The sequence below is a fragment of the Halomonas sabkhae genome, from assembly GCF_030409265.1.
In the GTDB taxonomy this organism is placed as follows: Bacteria; Pseudomonadota; Gammaproteobacteria; order Pseudomonadales; family Halomonadaceae; genus Halomonas; species Halomonas halmophila.
Genome location: NZ_JAUFPM010000004.1, coordinates 1 through 14,273 on the forward strand (window position 1 = coordinate 1; position 14,273 = coordinate 14,273).

A 14,273-nucleotide genomic window follows, 5' to 3' on the forward strand; every position below is an offset into this window, starting at 1 on the left:
TGCGCTATTACATCTGTGAGTATTATGATGGAATCCGTGCTCACGAGACTCTGGGCGGAGTGGCGCCCAGAGCCTATGAGTTAGCGGCTTGAGACAAGGTGTCTACTTTTTCGGGGTCACACCAGCGGCTTTCCCTTCCCTCTTCCCTCTTACCTCTTCCCTCTGCCTTAACTCATTGCGACAGGCTCAGCCTGGCGCCCGTGTCACTGCCAGCTTGATCCCGAAGAAGATCAACACCCCGCCGGTGATGCCGTTCAGCCAGCGCGAGAAGGCGGGGCTGGCCAGCCAGCGTCCGGCGCTGCCGACCATGAAGACCACGCCGATCTGCCACAGGTTGGCGATCACGAAATGCACGCCGGCAAGCCACAGCGACTTGATCAGCGCCGGATCCCCCGGCGCGATGAACTGCGGCAGAAAGGCCATGTAGAAGACCACGGTCTTGGGGTTGAGCACATTGGACAGCAGCCCTTCCCGCAACGGGCGCCAGATCGGCACGCTCTGGCGCGATTCCGCGACACTCGCCACCGGCAGGCCCTGTCCGCGTCGCGCTGCCAGCAGGCTGCTCAGGCCCAGCCAGATCAGGTAAGCGGCACCGGCCAGTTTCAGCACCCCGAAGGCCCATGCCGACTGCAGCAGGATCAGCGAGATGCCCAGGGCCGAGATGGTGGCATGCACGAAGAGCCCGCTGCAGATGGCCAGGCTGGTCAGGATGCCATCACGCGGCCCGCCCCGGGCGGTATTGCGGATCACCAGCAGGGTGTCGACCCCGGGGGTAATGCTCAACAGGGTGATGGCGACCACAAACGGCCAGAACTGCGTATCGATCAGCATGAGCCCCTCCACGCCTCAGTGGCTGAATACACCACGCTCGGTATGTCGCATGGAAATCTGGTCATTGAGGGTCCAGAAGTCATACAGCACGCCAAGCAGGAACAAGCCGCCCGTGCACAGATACAGCAGACCGGTCAGCCACTTGCCCTGGTAAAAGCGGTGCACGCCAAAGACTCCCAGAAAGGTCAGGAGCAACCAGGCCAGCGTATAGCTGATCGGCCCGGCCTGGAAGCGCAGGTCGGCCTGACGGTCCATGGCGGGAATCAGCAACAGATCGACCAACCAGCCGATCAGGAACAGGCCGAAGGTGAAGAACCAGATGGTGCCGGTGACCGGCTTGCCGAAGTAGAAGCGGTGAGCGCCCAGGAAGCCAAAGAACCACAGCAGGTAGCCGATCAGCTTGCTGTGCGTGTCTTGCGCGGCAATTTGCGTGTGTTGCATGGACATGTCTCGACAAAGGGATTGTGAAGGCTCCTGCGTCACTGGACGACCCGGAGCTTTCCATCTACAGTGACTCTTGTTGGTGACAACAGTTTCCTCGCGGGTCGCGGTTGACGCAACCCTGGTGCTGATGCACCATCAATCGCGTTGGACAGCAAGTAGAAAAGTCGTCAGTTGTACGTCGATCCCTTCGATACACCGAGTGCGCACTTCTTTCTTGTCTTGCCCACGCACTTGGGCATAGTGCGATCTCTTCGTCACGCCCAGCAACATCATTTAGCTAGTTAAGGAAATCGACAATGGCAACTGGCACTGTCAAGTGGTTCAACGACACCAAGGGCTATGGCTTCATCTCTCCGGAAGACGGTGGCGATGACCTCTTTGTTCACTTCTCCGAGATTCAGGCTGAAGGCTTCAAGTCCCTGCAGGACGGCCAGAAGGTCTCCTTCGAGGTCACTCAGGGCAAAAAAGGCCTTCAGGCCTCCAACGTCCGGGCTGAAGACTGAGTCCACAGCGGCTGTCTCCCCCGGAGCGTCGTTGCTGACGACGCCATGCGAAGGCCCACCGTAAGGTGGGCCTTTTTGATGCCTGGTCGTTCAGACTGTCACCGCCCCGACGCCGACCGACAGGCAGCACGCTGCCACCTGTCGGCCCTGCGCCAGTGCACCACACTCAGGGTGTGGATTCCTCCTCGGTCGCGGATGATCCGGACTCGGTGGTGGTCGACTCGCGGACCTCGCCGGGGACCGACTGTTCGGCCTGCTCGAACTGCTGATCGATCTTTTGACTGGCTTCCTGAAAGCGTTTCTCGGTTTCCTCGAGAATCGCCTGCACTTCCGGGTCGGAGCTGGATTCGCTGAGCGTCGCCGGCTCATCCGGCAGCTCGCTCGAGGATTCCAGTGCCTCGTCCAGGTCGGCGCCCATGTCGTTTTCCGCGGTGCTGGTCGCCTCCGGGGCCTGCTGCTCGGCTTCCTTGAACTGCTCGTCGATCTGCTGACGAGCTTCCTGGAAACGCCGCTCGGTCTCCTCGATGATGGCATCCACATCATCCCCGCCGGTTTCGCCGGGCAGTGATTCCGACTCGCCCAGCACCTCGCTGCTGCCACTCTCCTGCGAGGCCTCGAGGGTCGACAGCTCTTCCTCGGTCATGGCGGACTCGTCAGCCGACGCACTCGGCTCGGACTCTTCGCCGCCGGACGCCGCGGCTGCCGTTGTCGTCGCGCTGTCCGCGGCAGCCGACTCGCCCTCCGCTTCTTCATCGGCCGGGCTCGCCGCTTCTTGCTCGGTTGCCCCTGCTGCTGTCTGCTCCGACGAGCCCTGTTCATTGACCGGGGCGTCCGGCTCCTCGCCACATCCGGTTACTAGCAACGACAGTGCCAACGCCAACGGCACCCAGAATTTCATCGACATCTTCGGCCTCCCGACAAACGAAGCGATATTGCAACAGACCCCCTGGCGTACCGCAAGCACTCGGGAAGCGCTGAAAAAATCGCCGAGCATAGTGAAGCGCAAGGCGCACGGAGCGCCGAAAGCGAGACATAACAGATAGTTAGGCGAGCTTTCGAGCACCGCGCAACGCCGCGATTTGCATGCGCAGGCATTTAAGCAGTGGTTCCCTCGCGGCTGGGGCGGCTCTCAGGTCGCGAACAACTGCCCCTGGATGTCACGAAAGGCCTTGAACTCGATGGCATTGCCGCTCGGATCACGGAAAAACATGGTGGCCTGCTCGCCGGGCTCGCCCTGAAAGCGCACATGGGGCTCGATATCGAAACTCACGCCGGCAGCGTTCAGGCGGTCGACCAACCACTCCCAGTCGGCCATTTCCAGAACGACCCCAAAATGCGGCACCGGGACTCCATGGCCGTCCACGGGATTGTGATGGCTGGCCACGCCACCCTCACCCAGCGCCGGATTGAGATGCACCACGAACTGGTGGCCATAGAGGTTGAAATCCACCCAGCTATCACTCGAGCGGCCTTCCTCGCACCCCAGCAGCTCACCGTAGAAGGCGCGCGCCTCGGCCAGGTCGCGGACCTGCACGGCAAGATGGAAAGGCGTCAGCATGATGCAATCTCCTCGGTTCGGTAGCGCCCGGGCTGCATGCCAGGGGCCGGTTCAGGACAGTCCGCGACCCTACTATCGGCCCGCGCTAAACAAGGGACAGCCCGCCGGCGCGACGAGTTCCAGCGCCGAGGGCTCGACCTCGGCGCTGAAGCGTCGGCGCTGCATGGGCTCGCCATCCAGGGTCAAGGGCAGCGGCTGGCGTCCTTCGTAGCTGAGCCAGCGAGTGCGGAAGGCTTCGACGAAGGCACCCTGCACAGGGCGTGTCTGCAATTCGCGGCGCATCCTGATCATGTCCTGCAGGGAGGCGAAGTCGCGGACCACCAGGATATCCAGCAGGCCATCATCGAGACATGCCTCGGGCGTCAACGGCTGGCCCCCGCCGGACTGGATGCCATTGCCCATGGCCAGCACGAACAGATCGGCCCGACGCCTGCCCTCCGCCCAGCGGATCTCGCCCGGATAGCGACGATGCTGCCAGGCCTTGAGCGCGCCGATCAGCGAATAGGCCCCGCCCCCCATCAAGCGCTTGAGACTCTTCGGCGTGGACGACGTGACCTCGGCACCAAAACCGCCGGTGGTCATGTTCAGAAAATAGCGCTCATCGAGCCTGACCACATCGACGCGGCGCGCCGCGCCAGTCAAGGCCACGGCCAGTGCCTTGCCGGGGGGCATGGGCATGCCCAGCGAAGTGGCGAGATCATTGGCGCTGCCCAGGGGCAGGATGCCCAGCTCCGGGCGCTGGTGGCGCACCAGCCGCATCAACCCATTGACCACTTCGTTGACGGTGCCATCACCGCCGCCGGCGATCACCCGGGTCATGCCGTCGCGGCCGGCCTGCTCGGCCAGGCGAGCCGCATCCCCGGCCTCCCAGGTCACATGTACTTCCAGCCGGGCGCCCGAGCGACGACTGGCGAAGACGGCCTGGCGCAGCGCCGGCAATTGCGCGACCTGACCGTTAAGAATCAACCTGGTGGAGCCCACCCAGCCTCCTCGCGTCATGACAGCTGTGCCGCATGCGTTGAATGCCAGGGCGACACGCTAGGATGATGAATGCCATTCAGTTTACGACTTCCTTATAATACGTGTCTTTGCATCCTGTTGTCGCAGCGGAGCCATCATGATCGATCCAGCCTTCATCATCGCCGCCTTCCTCGGTGGCCTGGTCGCTCAGATCCTGCGCCTGCCACCACTGGTCGGCTTCCTGGCGGGCGGATTCGCCCTCAATGTCCTCGGCTTCGAGGCCTCGGCCATGCTCGATGTCGTGGCCGGTATCGGGGTCACCCTGCTGTTGTTCACCATCGGGCTCAAACTGGATATCCGCACCCTGCTGCGACCGGATGTCTGGGGCGGCGCCACCCTGCACATGCTGGCCTCGACATTGGCGCTGATGGGCATCTTCATGGGCCTCAAGCTGGCAGGCTTGTCGATGTTGAGCGATGTCCAGTCATCGACGCTGTGGCTGCTGGCCTTCGCCCTGTCGTTCTCGAGTACCGTACTGGTGGTCAAGGTACTCGAGAAACGCAGCGAATCACAGACCGCCTATGGTCGGCTGGCCATCGGCGTGCTGATCATGCAGGACATCTTCGCCGTGGTCTTCCTGACGGCCTCCAGCGGCACCCTGCCGAGCCCCTGGGCCCTGGGCCTGCTGCTGCTGATTCCCGCGGCACCGGCGCTGCGCCGCCTGCTCGATCGCATGGGCCATGGCGAGATGCAGATGCTGTGCGGCATTCTGCTGGCACTGGTGATGGGCTATGCGCTGTTCGAGGCGGTCGGCGTCAAGGGCGATCTCGGCGCCTTGATCATCGGCCTGCTGCTATCGCCCCACCCCGCGGCGCAGACGCTGGCCCGCTCGATGTTCAACCTCAAGGAACTGCTGCTGGTCGGCTTTTTCCTCAGCCTGGGCCTGACCGCCCTGCCCGACCTGGAACAGGTCATCCTGGCCATCCTGCTGGTCATGCTGCTGCCGCTCAAGGGGCTGCTCTTCCAGCTGGTCTTCATGTGCTTTCGCATGCGCCATCGTACCTCGCTGCTGGCTTCCCTGAGCCTGACCAACTACTCCGAATTCGGCCTGATCGTCGGCGCCATCGCCGCCAGTACCGGCCTGTTGCCCACCGACTGGCTGGTCACGCTGTCATTGGCCGTGGCCTTGAGCTTTGCCGCCTCGTCACTCCTCAATGCCTTCAGCGAACGCCTCTATCGGCGTCTCGAGCGTCTGCTGCCCAGCATCGACAGCGCGGCCCTGTCGCCGAGTGACCGGCCCATCGATGTCGGCGATGCCGAAGCCGTGGTGCTGGGCATGGGCCGCATCGGGCGCAGCGCCTACCGCCGCCTGCAGAAGGAGTACGGCCTGAATGTGCTGGGCATCGACAGCAACCCCAAGAGCGTCAAGCGCCTGGAGGAGCGCGGCTTCAACATCCTGGAGGGTGACGCCGTGGATTCGGACTTCTGGGACAAGCTGCTGATGTCGCCGCAGGCACGCATGGTGGTCCTGGCCATGCCTCACCATGCCGGCAACCTGGCGGCGCTCAAGCAACTGCGCCTGCGGCATTTCCCCGGGCGCATCACGGCCGTGGTCGAATACCCCGAGGAAATCGGCCCGATTCGCGAACTGGGAGCCAATGCGGTCTTCCACGTCTATGACGAGGCTGGACGCGCCCTGGCCGACAGCGCCGCCGAGGAGGCCGGCATCTATGCCAAGATCCAGCAGCTCGGCTAGGCACTCGGGAGCGGATCGGGGCGCCTTGCCCCGCATGACGAGAGCCGTGATACTGGCGCCTCGTTTCAAGCCTGCGATGGATCTCTGCCATGGAAGACCTGTTTGCCTTTATCGGCAACACCCTGGGCGAAGGCATTCGCCTGATCGTCGAATTGCTGAGCGGCCTCTTCCGCCACGCCGATAACGCCGTGGATGGCCTGTTCAGCGGCCTGTCCGAGTCACTCGGCATCTCGGCGTCCTGGATCAGCCTGCTCATCCTGGTGCTCGGGCTGTGGATGCTGTGGCGCGGCTTCAGCGCCCTGCTGCGACGCGCCTTCATCGCCACCCTGCTGTGGTGGTTGCTGGCCTTGCTGGTGCTGGGCTGGCTGATCAACTAGTGAAACAACCCGGCCCCCATACATCAGCGCCGCCTCGAGGGCGGCGCTGATGTCCTGACGCGTCTCCGCCGATATCAGGCGAGCGCCTTCTCGATCACCTCATAGACATTGGGTGACAGGTCTTCGGCCTGGATGCGCTCCAGTTCCGCCTTCATCAGGTCCTGGCGCGTCTCGTCGAACCGCCGCCAGCGGGTCAGCGGGGTAAGCAGCCGGGCGGCAATTTCCGGGTTCAGGCGGTTGAGCTCGATGACCGCGTTGGCCAGCAGCTTGTAACCCTCACCATCCAGGCGGTGGAAGTTGACGCGATTCTGGGCGAAAGCGCCGATCAGGGCGCGCACCTTGTTGGGATTGGTCAGGGAGAAGGCCTCGTGCTCCATCAGGAAGCGCGCACGCTCCAGGGCGTCGTCCTGGGGCCGCGAGACCTGGATGCTGAACCATTGATCCATGACCAGCGGATCATGGGCCCACTTCTGGCCAAAGGTCTTCAACGCCGGATCGGCCAGGTCGTCACGGCTGCTGTGGGTCAGCAGCGTCAGGGCGTGGCGCACATCGGTCATGTTGTGCTCGGCCTCGAACTGACGCTGGGCCAGTGAGACCGCTGTTTCGTCCTCGATGCTCATCAGGTAGGACAGGGCCACATTCTTCAGGCTGCGTGCGGCAATCTGCTCCGGTTCCGGCGCATAGGGCGCGGCATCGACATTGGCCTGGTAGACCGCCAGGAAATCATCGCGCAGCGCCCCGGCCAGGGACTGCTTGACGAACTGACGCGCCGCATGGATGGCGTCGACATCGACCACCGGCTGCTGTTCGGCGATGTACGCCTCCGACGGCAGTGTCAGCATTTCCGCGAGTACCGCCTTGTCATCGGTGTCGGTACGCAGCAGAGTGCGGAAGGCCTCGATGACACGGGTATCCATGACCTTCTCGACACCATTGCGATGGGCGGCGATCAGATCATCCAGCGCCAGCAGTGCCAGACGCTGGCCGGCATCCCAGCGGTTGAAGCCGTCGCTGTCGTTGGCCAGCAGGAAGGCGAGGTCCTCGCGGGAATAAGGGAAGTTTAGCTTGACCGGCGCCGAGAAGCCCCGCGCCAGCGAGGGCACGGGTGCTTCGGCGAGGTCGGTGAAGACAAATTCCTGCTCTTCCTCGCGCAGGTGGATCACGCCGTCGCGTCCGATGGATTCACCGTCCAGTGTCAGCGCCAGATCGCGGCCGCTCTTGGTGCCCACCAGCCCCATGCGCAGGGGGATGTGCAGGGCTTGCTTGTCGGCCTGCCCGGGCGTGGCCGGCGTGCGCTGCCGCAGCACCAGGCGGTACTCGGCGCGGGCGTAGTCATACTCGCCGTGGGCATCGATTTCCGGTGTACCGGCCTGGGAGTACCACAGCATGAACTGGTTCAGGTCCTGCCCGGAGGCCTCCGCCATGCAGGCCACGAAGTCCTCGATGGTGACCGCCTGGCCGTCGAAGCGCGCGAAATACAGGTCCGAACCACGCCGGAAGGCCTCCCAGCCGACCAGATTGCGCAGCATGCGGACAATTTCGGCGCCCTTCTCGTAGATGGTCAGGGTGTAGAAGTTGCCGATCTCGATGTAGTGGTCGGGACGCACCGGGTGGGCCGTCGGCCCGGCGTCCTCGGCGAACTGGGCGGTGCGGAAGAAGGACACGTCCTGGATACGCTTGACCGGTGCCGAGTTCACGTCGGCGGAGAAGGTCTGGTCACGAAAGACGGTGAAGCCTTCCTTGAGGGACAACTGGAACCAGTCGCGGCAGGTCACCCGGTTACCCGACCAGTTGTGGAAGTACTCGTGGGCGACGATGCCTTCGACACGCTGAAAGGCCGCATCGGTGGCCGTGTCCGGATGGGTCAGCACCGCCGCCGAATTGAAGATGTTGAGCCCCTTGTTCTCCATGGCGCCCATGTTGAAGTCATTGACCGCGACGATCATGAACAGGTCGAGATCATACTCGCGACCATAGGTCTCCTCGTCCCAGCGCATGGCACGCTTGAGCGAGGCCATGGCGTGATCGGTCTTGCCGAGGTTTTCCTCTTCCACCCAGATCTGCAGGGTGACGTCACGCCCGCTCATGGTGGTGAAGCGATCCTCGACCTTCTTCAGGTCACCGGCGACCAAGGCAAACAGATAACAGGGCTTGGGGTGAGGGTCCTCCCAGGTCACGAAATGACGCCCGTTCGGCAGCTCGCCGCGCTCCACCGGGTTGCCGTTGGAGAGCAGCACCGGCTCCCGCTCGGCCTGTCCGATCACGGTGGTCGAGAAGGTCGCCATGACATCGGGACGATCGGGATAGAAGGTGATGCGGCGAAACCCTTCGGCCTCGCACTGGGTGCAGAACATGCCGCCGGACTGATAGAGCCCTTCCAGTGCCGTGTTGGCCTCGGGGGCGATGGTCACTTCGGTGTCGAGTTGACAGCGCGACGGCACCCCCTCGATGCGCAGGCCCTGCTCGGTCAGCTGGTACTCGTCAGCCCCAAGCGACTGGCCGTCGATGGCGACCGACTCGAGCGTCAACTGCTCGCCATCGAGCTCCAGCGCGGCGCCCGCTTCCCGCTCGGGGTGGCGCTCGAGATGCAGGCGCGCCTTGACCCGCGTCGCGGCCGGGTCGAGGTCGAAGGTCAGCTCGGTGTGGCGTACGCGATAGGCAGGTGGCAGATAGTCGCTTAGGTGAATCGCTTGGGGCTGGGACATCGAGGTATGGCTCCTGTCAAAAGTTGCCGACCATTGTACGGCTCAGCATGCCACAACCTCAAAGCAGGATCCGGGCCGTCATGGCCGGGGTGGCGTCACCTCCTGCAGGCTCGGCCATCAGGACGTGGCAGCAGGCTCCGGTCGGGTCAGAATCCAGGCACCCAGCAGTGCCAGCCCGAGAATCAGCACCAGCTTCAGCCAAAGCAGACTGACCGTGAAGGCCAGCACGATCATCGAGGCCAGCAGCATGACGCCGGCTGTCCACTTGGCATGCCGAGGAATGGCACGTTCGGCTTCCCAGGCCGAGACCGTGGGGCCGAAGCGAGGGTGCTGGCGGATCCAGGCGGCAAAACGCGGTGAACTGCGCGATGCGAACCACACCGCCAACAGCATGAAGCAGGTCGTCGGCATGATCGGCAGGAAGGCACCGATCACGCCGAGCGTAAAACACAACCCCGCCAGGATCATGAAGGCGACACGACGTGCGTGTGACATGTGGCGCTTGCTCCCTGTGGCGGTACTGGAATCGTGATGACCATTGAAGCGCATCGGCGCCGCATCTGCCAATCGGCATCGTCAATCACGCCTTCAGGATGCGGCTATGCGAGGCTGTCTATCAGGATGGGGTGCCGCCAGCGCCCTGGACATCCGGCAGGCGGAGCAACCGTCCTCATAATACGCGGTGAGCCAGGCCTCGGGCAGGAAGCCGGCCTGCCGGTAGAGGGCCAGGGCCGCCGGATTGTCGACCCGCACTTCCAGCACCATCCGTTCACAACCGCAGGCGATGGCCTCGCGCATCAACCAGCGCAGCATGTCACGCCCGAGGCCGCGCCCTCGTTTTCGGGGATGGACACAGAAGGAATAGAGCCTGGCCTGCCGGCTGTTGCGTCGCATCAAGAGGGTGCCATAGCCCTGCAGGCCGGTTGCACTGCCGTCCGCTACCACGGTGAGGGCATTGGCACCATGCAGGAGGTGATAGAGCTGACGGCGGCTGAAGCGGTCCGTGCTCAACGCGACCTGCTCCAGGTGACACAGGGCGGCGAGGTCGTGAGCCGCCGCCGGGCGTAGCGTGAGGGTCATGCGACTAGACTCGTGGCCGATTCCTGGCGGATTGTGACGCGCCTGAATGACGTTGTCAGCCGCCCCAACCTGAAGGGTTCTCATGACACTCCAGCGTGAACATGAAGACATCGACGCCCTTCAGCGGGTCGCGTAAGCTGCCATGGCAACTTCATACCGCCAGTTTCGGACCTTTCGCATGACAGATCGTGACAACCGCCACCGCCAGGCCATGCAGCGCCTCAAGACGCATGTCGACCAGCGTATCGCCAGTGCCAGCGAGCAGCGCGGCCAACTCCTCGTCTTTACCGGCAACGGCAAGGGCAAGACTACTGCCGCCTGGGGCACCGTCACCCGCGCCCTGGGCTACGGCTATGGCGTCGGCGTGGTGCAGTTCATCAAGGGCAACTGGGAGTGCGGCGAGCGCCAGCGCCTGGCCGAGGATCCCCGGCTGGACGTGGCCATCATGAGCACGGGGTTCACTTGGGAAACCCAGAACCGCGAGGCCGATACGCAGGCCTGTCAGGAAGTGTGGCAGGCCGCACGACGCATGCTGGCCGACCCGGATGTCTATCTGGTGGTGCTGGACGAAATCACCTACATGCTCAAGTTCGGCTACCTGGCCATCGAGGACGTCATGCACGCCCTGGCCGAGCGCCCGGCCGAACAGACGGTGATCGTCACCGGGCGTAACGCCCATCGTCAGCTGCTCGATGCCGCCGACACCATCAGCGAGATGCAGGAAGTTCGCCACGCCTTCAATGCCGGCCTGGAGGCCAGACGCGGCATCGATTATTGAGCACGGCGCTCGGGCAAGCGGGGATTCAGGTCGCAGGCACGCAAACGCGCACCACCGCGAGGCCGTTCTGGCCTAGGTCCAGAGCTGACCGATGGGCATCTCCGGCTCATAGTGATGGGCCACCTGAGCCTGCAGCAGCTCGGCGGTGGCCAGCGCATCGGTCAGCGCATGATGCCCCTGGTAGGCCGGCAGGCCATAGCGAGCCCGGCTGTCGAAGAGACGAATCGACGCCGGCGGCCGCCCCACCCAGCGCTTGAAGCGCGCCAGCCAGGTCTGGCGCTGGAAACGCGCCTCGACGGCCATGGTATCGATCATCGGGAACATCAGGCCCTCGCCGAGGCGTGCCTTTACCGAATCATCGAGAAAGAGCCGCTCGATATGCCGGTAATGCACCACCACCAGACGGCCTTGCAGTGCTTCCAGCAGGTCCTCGAGGACATCGCCGAATTCCGGCGCCTGCTCGATATCGGTATGGGTGATGTGGTGAAAGGTCACCGACTCGGCATGCAGGGTGCGTTGGGGCCGGACCACCCAGTAACGACGCTCGCTCAGCTGGATGCGTCCCAGGCTGAAGGGCACGATACCGATGCTGACGATGGCATGGTTGCGCGCATCGAGCCCCGTGGTTTCCATGTCCAGCGCCACCATCGGCACATCCCGGACCGGCGTATCCGGTGACGGCGTGCCTGCCTCGAAGAAACGGGCCAGCCGCGCGTCCTGCGCATGCTCGGCCCGCTGCGCCAGATAGGCCGTCCAATCGGGTATCTGGGGACGACGTGGTACGAGCATGGTCATTCAGCGCGACCTCGATGAAGGCAACGGATAGCGGAACTTGAGGAACTTCTGGGCATGGCTCAGGGCCTGGAAGGCTTCCTTCAGGTTGTGGCGCTCCTGGCTCGAGACGTTCTCCGGCTCGATGTTGTTGTCCGGCGTCTGCTCGTGCTCCAGGTCGATGACCTGATGGCGAATGCGCGACATGGACATCAGTTCCAGCGCATAGCGCAGGCGGTCGCTGACACCCGGGGCCAGCAGGGAGGTCTTGTCGATGTCATCGAGGCGCTCGAAGCTGTTCTGGGCCCGCGAGCCGCAGGCCAGCGCATGCACCCGGATGAGATCGGTCAAGGGGGCCGTGCCGCGCCGCTTGAGATTGATCGAGTTGTTGTGCTTGCCGTCCTTCTCCATCACGAAGGTGCGGAAGAAGCCCAGCGGCGGCGTGCGATTCAGGGCGTTGCGCGCCATGGCCGCCAGGAACAGCGAACTCCTCGACGCCTTGTCGGCCACCAGATCCTGAAGCTCCTCGACCATGGCGTTTTCACCGTGAACGGTGTCCAGGTCGAAGAAGATCGAACTGTGCAACAGGTGCTCGGGGTTCGGGTCGTCGATCCAGTCGCTGAAATAGCGCTTCCAGGTCGCCAGCGGCTGCCGCCACTGGGGATTCGTGGCCATGATGTCGCCCTTGCAATAGGTATAGCCACAGGCATCCAGGCCATCGCTGACAATCCTGGCCATCTCGAGGAAGTAGGCATCGTGCTGTTCGGGATCGAAGTCGTCGGACAGGACCAGCGCATTGTCCTGGTCGGTGACGATCGATTGCTCGTTGCGCGCCATGGAGCCCATGGCCATGAAACAATACGGCACCGGCGGCGGCCCGAGGGTATCCTCGGCCAGTTCCAGCAGCCGGCGCGTGAAGCTGCGGCCGATGGTCGACAGGGCATTGCCGACCATGCGCGAATCCGCACCCTCCTCGACCATGCGCACGAAGGCGGCACTGATGTCCGGGGCCAGGCGCGCCAGGCCTTCCATGTTGGGCTGATGGAAGATGTTGCTGACCAGGTAGAGGCTGCTCTGCGTCTCGTAACGGATGATGTCCGACAGATGCACGATGCCCACCGGGCGCCGCCGATGCATGACCGGCAGGTGATGGATGTTGTGACGCAGCATGCACAGCATGGCCTCGTGCACGGACTCATCGGACTGCACGGCGATCACCCTGTCGGCGACCACGTCACCCACCGGCGTTTCCGGTGGCCGACCTTCGGCCACCACCCGGGTGCGGAAATCGCTGTCGGTGAGAATGCCGCGTACCTGCCAGGCTCGGTCCTCGCTGTCACGAAACGTATAGCGAGGATTGTCCCGGGGCTCGTCCAGCACCAGCACGGCGGACGCCTGAAAATCCCCGATCTGGCGGGCAGCTTCCTGTACCGTGGTGGATGCCTCGACCATGACCGGGTAACGCGTCACCAGCTTGCGGATACGCGTGACGATCATGTCGTTGTTCTTCTTGTGCTGCTCTACCGCACTTTCCAGGCGCGGTCGCTGCAACTCGACGAAGTCGGCGAACACATCATCGGTTTCGCAGAGCCGATGAAACATCTCCTCGGGAATGAAATACAGCAGGGTGTCTTCCATCGCCGTGGCGGGATAGCGCGTGCGACGGTGACGCAGCAGGCTCAACTGGCCGAAGATGTCACCCTCGCCGAGGCGATTGTGCAGGTCCCCGCTACGCCGGAAGACTTCCACCGCCCCGCTGCGCACATAGCAGAGGTGGTGAAGTTCCTGATCGAGCGCCAGGATTTCCTCGCCGGCCTTGTAGTAGGCCACATCGATACTGCCGACCACTTCATCGAGCAGGTCGTCGGACAGTGCCTCGAAGGGCGGGAAGCGCCCCATGTGCTGGCGAATTTCCAGCAGTTCTACTTCCATGTCGGCGGCTCCGAAAGCAACGAATGCGCCAAGTTTGAAAGGATCGCCGGAGACTGTAAAGCGGCGTTCTTCAACCCAACAAAAATAGGCCACCCGAAGGTGGCCCATGCGCTGGTACCGCTGCGTGCGGAAGGAGTTCGAACGCTACTTATTGACCGGAGGTCATGCCCTGAACCTTCTTCATCAGCTCGGGGTTCTGCTGAACGGCCTGGCCAATGGTGTTGAAGGTTTCCACTTCGAGTCCACTCGCTTCAACAGCCTCGATCATCTTGGTGTTGGCTTCTTCGCGGATGGACTTCTGCGCTTCCTCGCCCTCGGCATTCTGCAGCTGCTGAGTGTAGTTCTGGGAAATCCCGGCGATTTCCTGGGACGCATCGGCAAACTTCTGCAGTTGCTGATCGGAGAAGTCACTGGCCTGAGCCTGAGTCTGTCCTTGAGTCTGCGACTGGTTCGCCGTGGAGCTCGAGTCCTGTGCCTGGGCAACGCCTGCCATCAGACCAGTGGAAAGCAGAGCGGCAGATAGCAGGGTAGTGAGTCGTTGCATGAACATCTCCAGTCATTCATTGGTGCGTTTTCGT

Annotated in this window: 15 protein-coding genes; 4 read left to right on the forward strand and 11 right to left on the reverse strand. The window is 63.4% G+C overall.

All coding sequences use genetic code 11. The features are described from left to right. Nucleotides 1–186: 186 nt before the first annotated feature. Both QWY79_RS02775 and QWY79_RS02780 read right to left on the reverse strand, forming a co-directional pair. A complete protein-coding gene (locus tag QWY79_RS02775; protein WP_290269688.1) occupies nt 187–831 on the reverse strand; it encodes a LysE family translocator in 645 nt (214 codons plus the stop codon). Between the two features lie 15 nt (nt 832–846). Continuing rightward, nucleotides 847–1,272 (reverse strand): NINE protein, encoded by a 426-nt coding sequence (locus QWY79_RS02780; RefSeq protein ID WP_290269691.1) that lies wholly within the window; start codon nt 1,270–1,272, stop codon nt 847–849. Between the two features lie 299 nt (nt 1,273–1,571). Here QWY79_RS02780 and QWY79_RS02785 point away from each other — a divergent pair, with 299 nt between their 5' ends. Next, nucleotides 1,572–1,778, forward strand: a complete 207-nt coding sequence (locus tag QWY79_RS02785) for a cold-shock protein (protein ID WP_141317413.1) — start codon at nt 1,572–1,574, stop codon at nt 1,776–1,778. Between the two features lie 166 nt (nt 1,779–1,944). Here the strand turns inward: QWY79_RS02785 and QWY79_RS02790 are convergent, their stop codons facing one another. From QWY79_RS02790 to yegS, 3 genes are all read right to left on the reverse strand, one after another. Beyond that, a complete protein-coding gene (locus tag QWY79_RS02790; RefSeq protein ID WP_290269695.1) occupies nt 1,945–2,682 on the reverse strand; it encodes a hypothetical protein in 738 nt (245 codons plus the stop codon). 225 nt (nt 2,683–2,907) lie between these two features. Then, complete coding sequence (locus tag QWY79_RS02795) at nt 2,908–3,336, reverse strand: VOC family protein (RefSeq protein WP_290269697.1); 429 nt, start codon at nt 3,334–3,336, stop codon at nt 2,908–2,910. A 72-nt stretch (nt 3,337–3,408) separates the two neighbouring features. Then, the gene (gene yegS, locus QWY79_RS02800) at nt 3,409–4,317 is read right to left on the reverse strand and encodes a lipid kinase YegS (protein WP_290269699.1); all 909 of its coding nucleotides are present in this window, start codon (nt 4,315–4,317) and stop codon (nt 3,409–3,411) included. A gap of 136 nt (nt 4,318–4,453) precedes the next feature. Here yegS and QWY79_RS02805 point away from each other — a divergent pair, with 136 nt between their 5' ends. Then, nucleotides 4,454–6,052, forward strand: coding sequence for a cation:proton antiporter family protein (locus tag QWY79_RS02805; RefSeq protein ID WP_290269702.1), 1,599 nt, complete (start codon nt 4,454–4,456; stop codon nt 6,050–6,052). Between the two features lie 89 nt (nt 6,053–6,141). Beyond that, nucleotides 6,142–6,429 (forward strand): hypothetical protein, encoded by a 288-nt coding sequence (locus tag QWY79_RS02810; protein WP_290269704.1) that lies wholly within the window; start codon nt 6,142–6,144, stop codon nt 6,427–6,429. A 74-nt stretch (nt 6,430–6,503) separates the two neighbouring features. On the opposite strand, the gene pepN is transcribed toward QWY79_RS02810, so the two are convergent. From pepN to QWY79_RS02825, 3 genes are all read right to left on the reverse strand, one after another. Further along, entirely contained in the window at nt 6,504–9,134 is a 2,631-nt protein-coding gene (pepN, locus tag QWY79_RS02815) for an aminopeptidase N (protein WP_290269706.1), read from the reverse strand. Between the two features lie 117 nt (nt 9,135–9,251). After that, the gene (locus QWY79_RS02820) at nt 9,252–9,629 is read right to left on the reverse strand and encodes a YbaN family protein (protein WP_290269708.1); all 378 of its coding nucleotides are present in this window, start codon (nt 9,627–9,629) and stop codon (nt 9,252–9,254) included. Between the two features lie 93 nt (nt 9,630–9,722). Then, on the reverse strand, nt 9,723–10,214 hold the full coding sequence (locus QWY79_RS02825) for a GNAT family N-acetyltransferase (protein ID WP_290269711.1): 492 nt from the start codon (nt 10,212–10,214) through the stop codon (nt 9,723–9,725). 178 nt (nt 10,215–10,392) lie between these two features. On the opposite strand from QWY79_RS02825, the gene cobO reads away from it, so the two are divergent. Continuing rightward, nucleotides 10,393–10,992, forward strand: a complete 600-nt coding sequence (cobO, locus tag QWY79_RS02830; RefSeq protein WP_290269713.1) for a cob(I)yrinic acid a,c-diamide adenosyltransferase — start codon at nt 10,393–10,395, stop codon at nt 10,990–10,992. Between the two features lie 72 nt (nt 10,993–11,064). Here the strand turns inward: cobO and QWY79_RS02835 are convergent, their stop codons facing one another. The 3 genes from QWY79_RS02835 to QWY79_RS02845 form a co-directional block, all read right to left on the reverse strand. Continuing rightward, complete coding sequence (locus QWY79_RS02835; protein ID WP_290269715.1) at nt 11,065–11,787, reverse strand: 3'-5' exonuclease; 723 nt, start codon at nt 11,785–11,787, stop codon at nt 11,065–11,067. Next, nucleotides 11,788–13,695, reverse strand: a complete 1,908-nt coding sequence (locus QWY79_RS02840; RefSeq protein WP_290269717.1) for a DUF294 nucleotidyltransferase-like domain-containing protein — start codon at nt 13,693–13,695, stop codon at nt 11,788–11,790. A gap of 148 nt (nt 13,696–13,843) precedes the next feature. Beyond that, nucleotides 13,844–14,239 carry a DUF4168 domain-containing protein gene (locus tag QWY79_RS02845; RefSeq protein ID WP_290269719.1) on the reverse strand — a complete coding sequence of 132 codons (396 nt, stop codon included), beginning with the start codon at nt 14,237–14,239 and terminating at the stop codon, nt 13,844–13,846. Between the last annotated feature and the right edge of the window lie 34 nt (nt 14,240–14,273).

Bases quoted from the DNA above. Each gene is read 5' to 3' on its own strand.
- QWY79_RS02820 (WP_290269708.1), bottom strand. From the start codon at position 9,629: ATGTCACACGCACGTCGTGTCGCCTTCATGATCCTGGCGGGGTTGTGT.
- QWY79_RS02835 (WP_290269715.1), bottom strand. From the start codon at position 11,787: ATGACCATGCTCGTACCACGTCGTCCCCAGATACCCGATTGGACGGCC.
- pepN (WP_290269706.1), bottom strand. From the start codon at position 9,134: ATGTCCCAGCCCCAAGCGATTCACCTAAGCGACTATCTGCCACCTGCC.
- QWY79_RS02775 (WP_290269688.1), bottom strand. From the start codon at position 831: ATGCTGATCGATACGCAGTTCTGGCCGTTTGTGGTCGCCATCACCCTG.
- QWY79_RS02845 (WP_290269719.1), bottom strand. From the start codon at position 14,239: ATGCAACGACTCACTACCCTGCTATCTGCCGCTCTGCTTTCCACTGGT.
- QWY79_RS02790 (WP_290269695.1), bottom strand. From the start codon at position 2,682: ATGTCGATGAAATTCTGGGTGCCGTTGGCGTTGGCACTGTCGTTGCTA.
- cobO (WP_290269713.1), top strand. From the start codon at position 10,393: ATGACAGATCGTGACAACCGCCACCGCCAGGCCATGCAGCGCCTCAAG.
- QWY79_RS02810 (WP_290269704.1), top strand. From the start codon at position 6,142: ATGGAAGACCTGTTTGCCTTTATCGGCAACACCCTGGGCGAAGGCATT.
- QWY79_RS02780 (WP_290269691.1), bottom strand. From the start codon at position 1,272: ATGCAACACACGCAAATTGCCGCGCAAGACACGCACAGCAAGCTGATC.
- QWY79_RS02840 (WP_290269717.1), bottom strand. From the start codon at position 13,695: ATGGAAGTAGAACTGCTGGAAATTCGCCAGCACATGGGGCGCTTCCCG.
- QWY79_RS02825 (WP_290269711.1), bottom strand. From the start codon at position 10,214: ATGACCCTCACGCTACGCCCGGCGGCGGCTCACGACCTCGCCGCCCTG.
- QWY79_RS02795 (WP_290269697.1), bottom strand. From the start codon at position 3,336: ATGCTGACGCCTTTCCATCTTGCCGTGCAGGTCCGCGACCTGGCCGAG.
- QWY79_RS02785 (WP_141317413.1), top strand. From the start codon at position 1,572: ATGGCAACTGGCACTGTCAAGTGGTTCAACGACACCAAGGGCTATGGC.
- QWY79_RS02805 (WP_290269702.1), top strand. From the start codon at position 4,454: ATGATCGATCCAGCCTTCATCATCGCCGCCTTCCTCGGTGGCCTGGTC.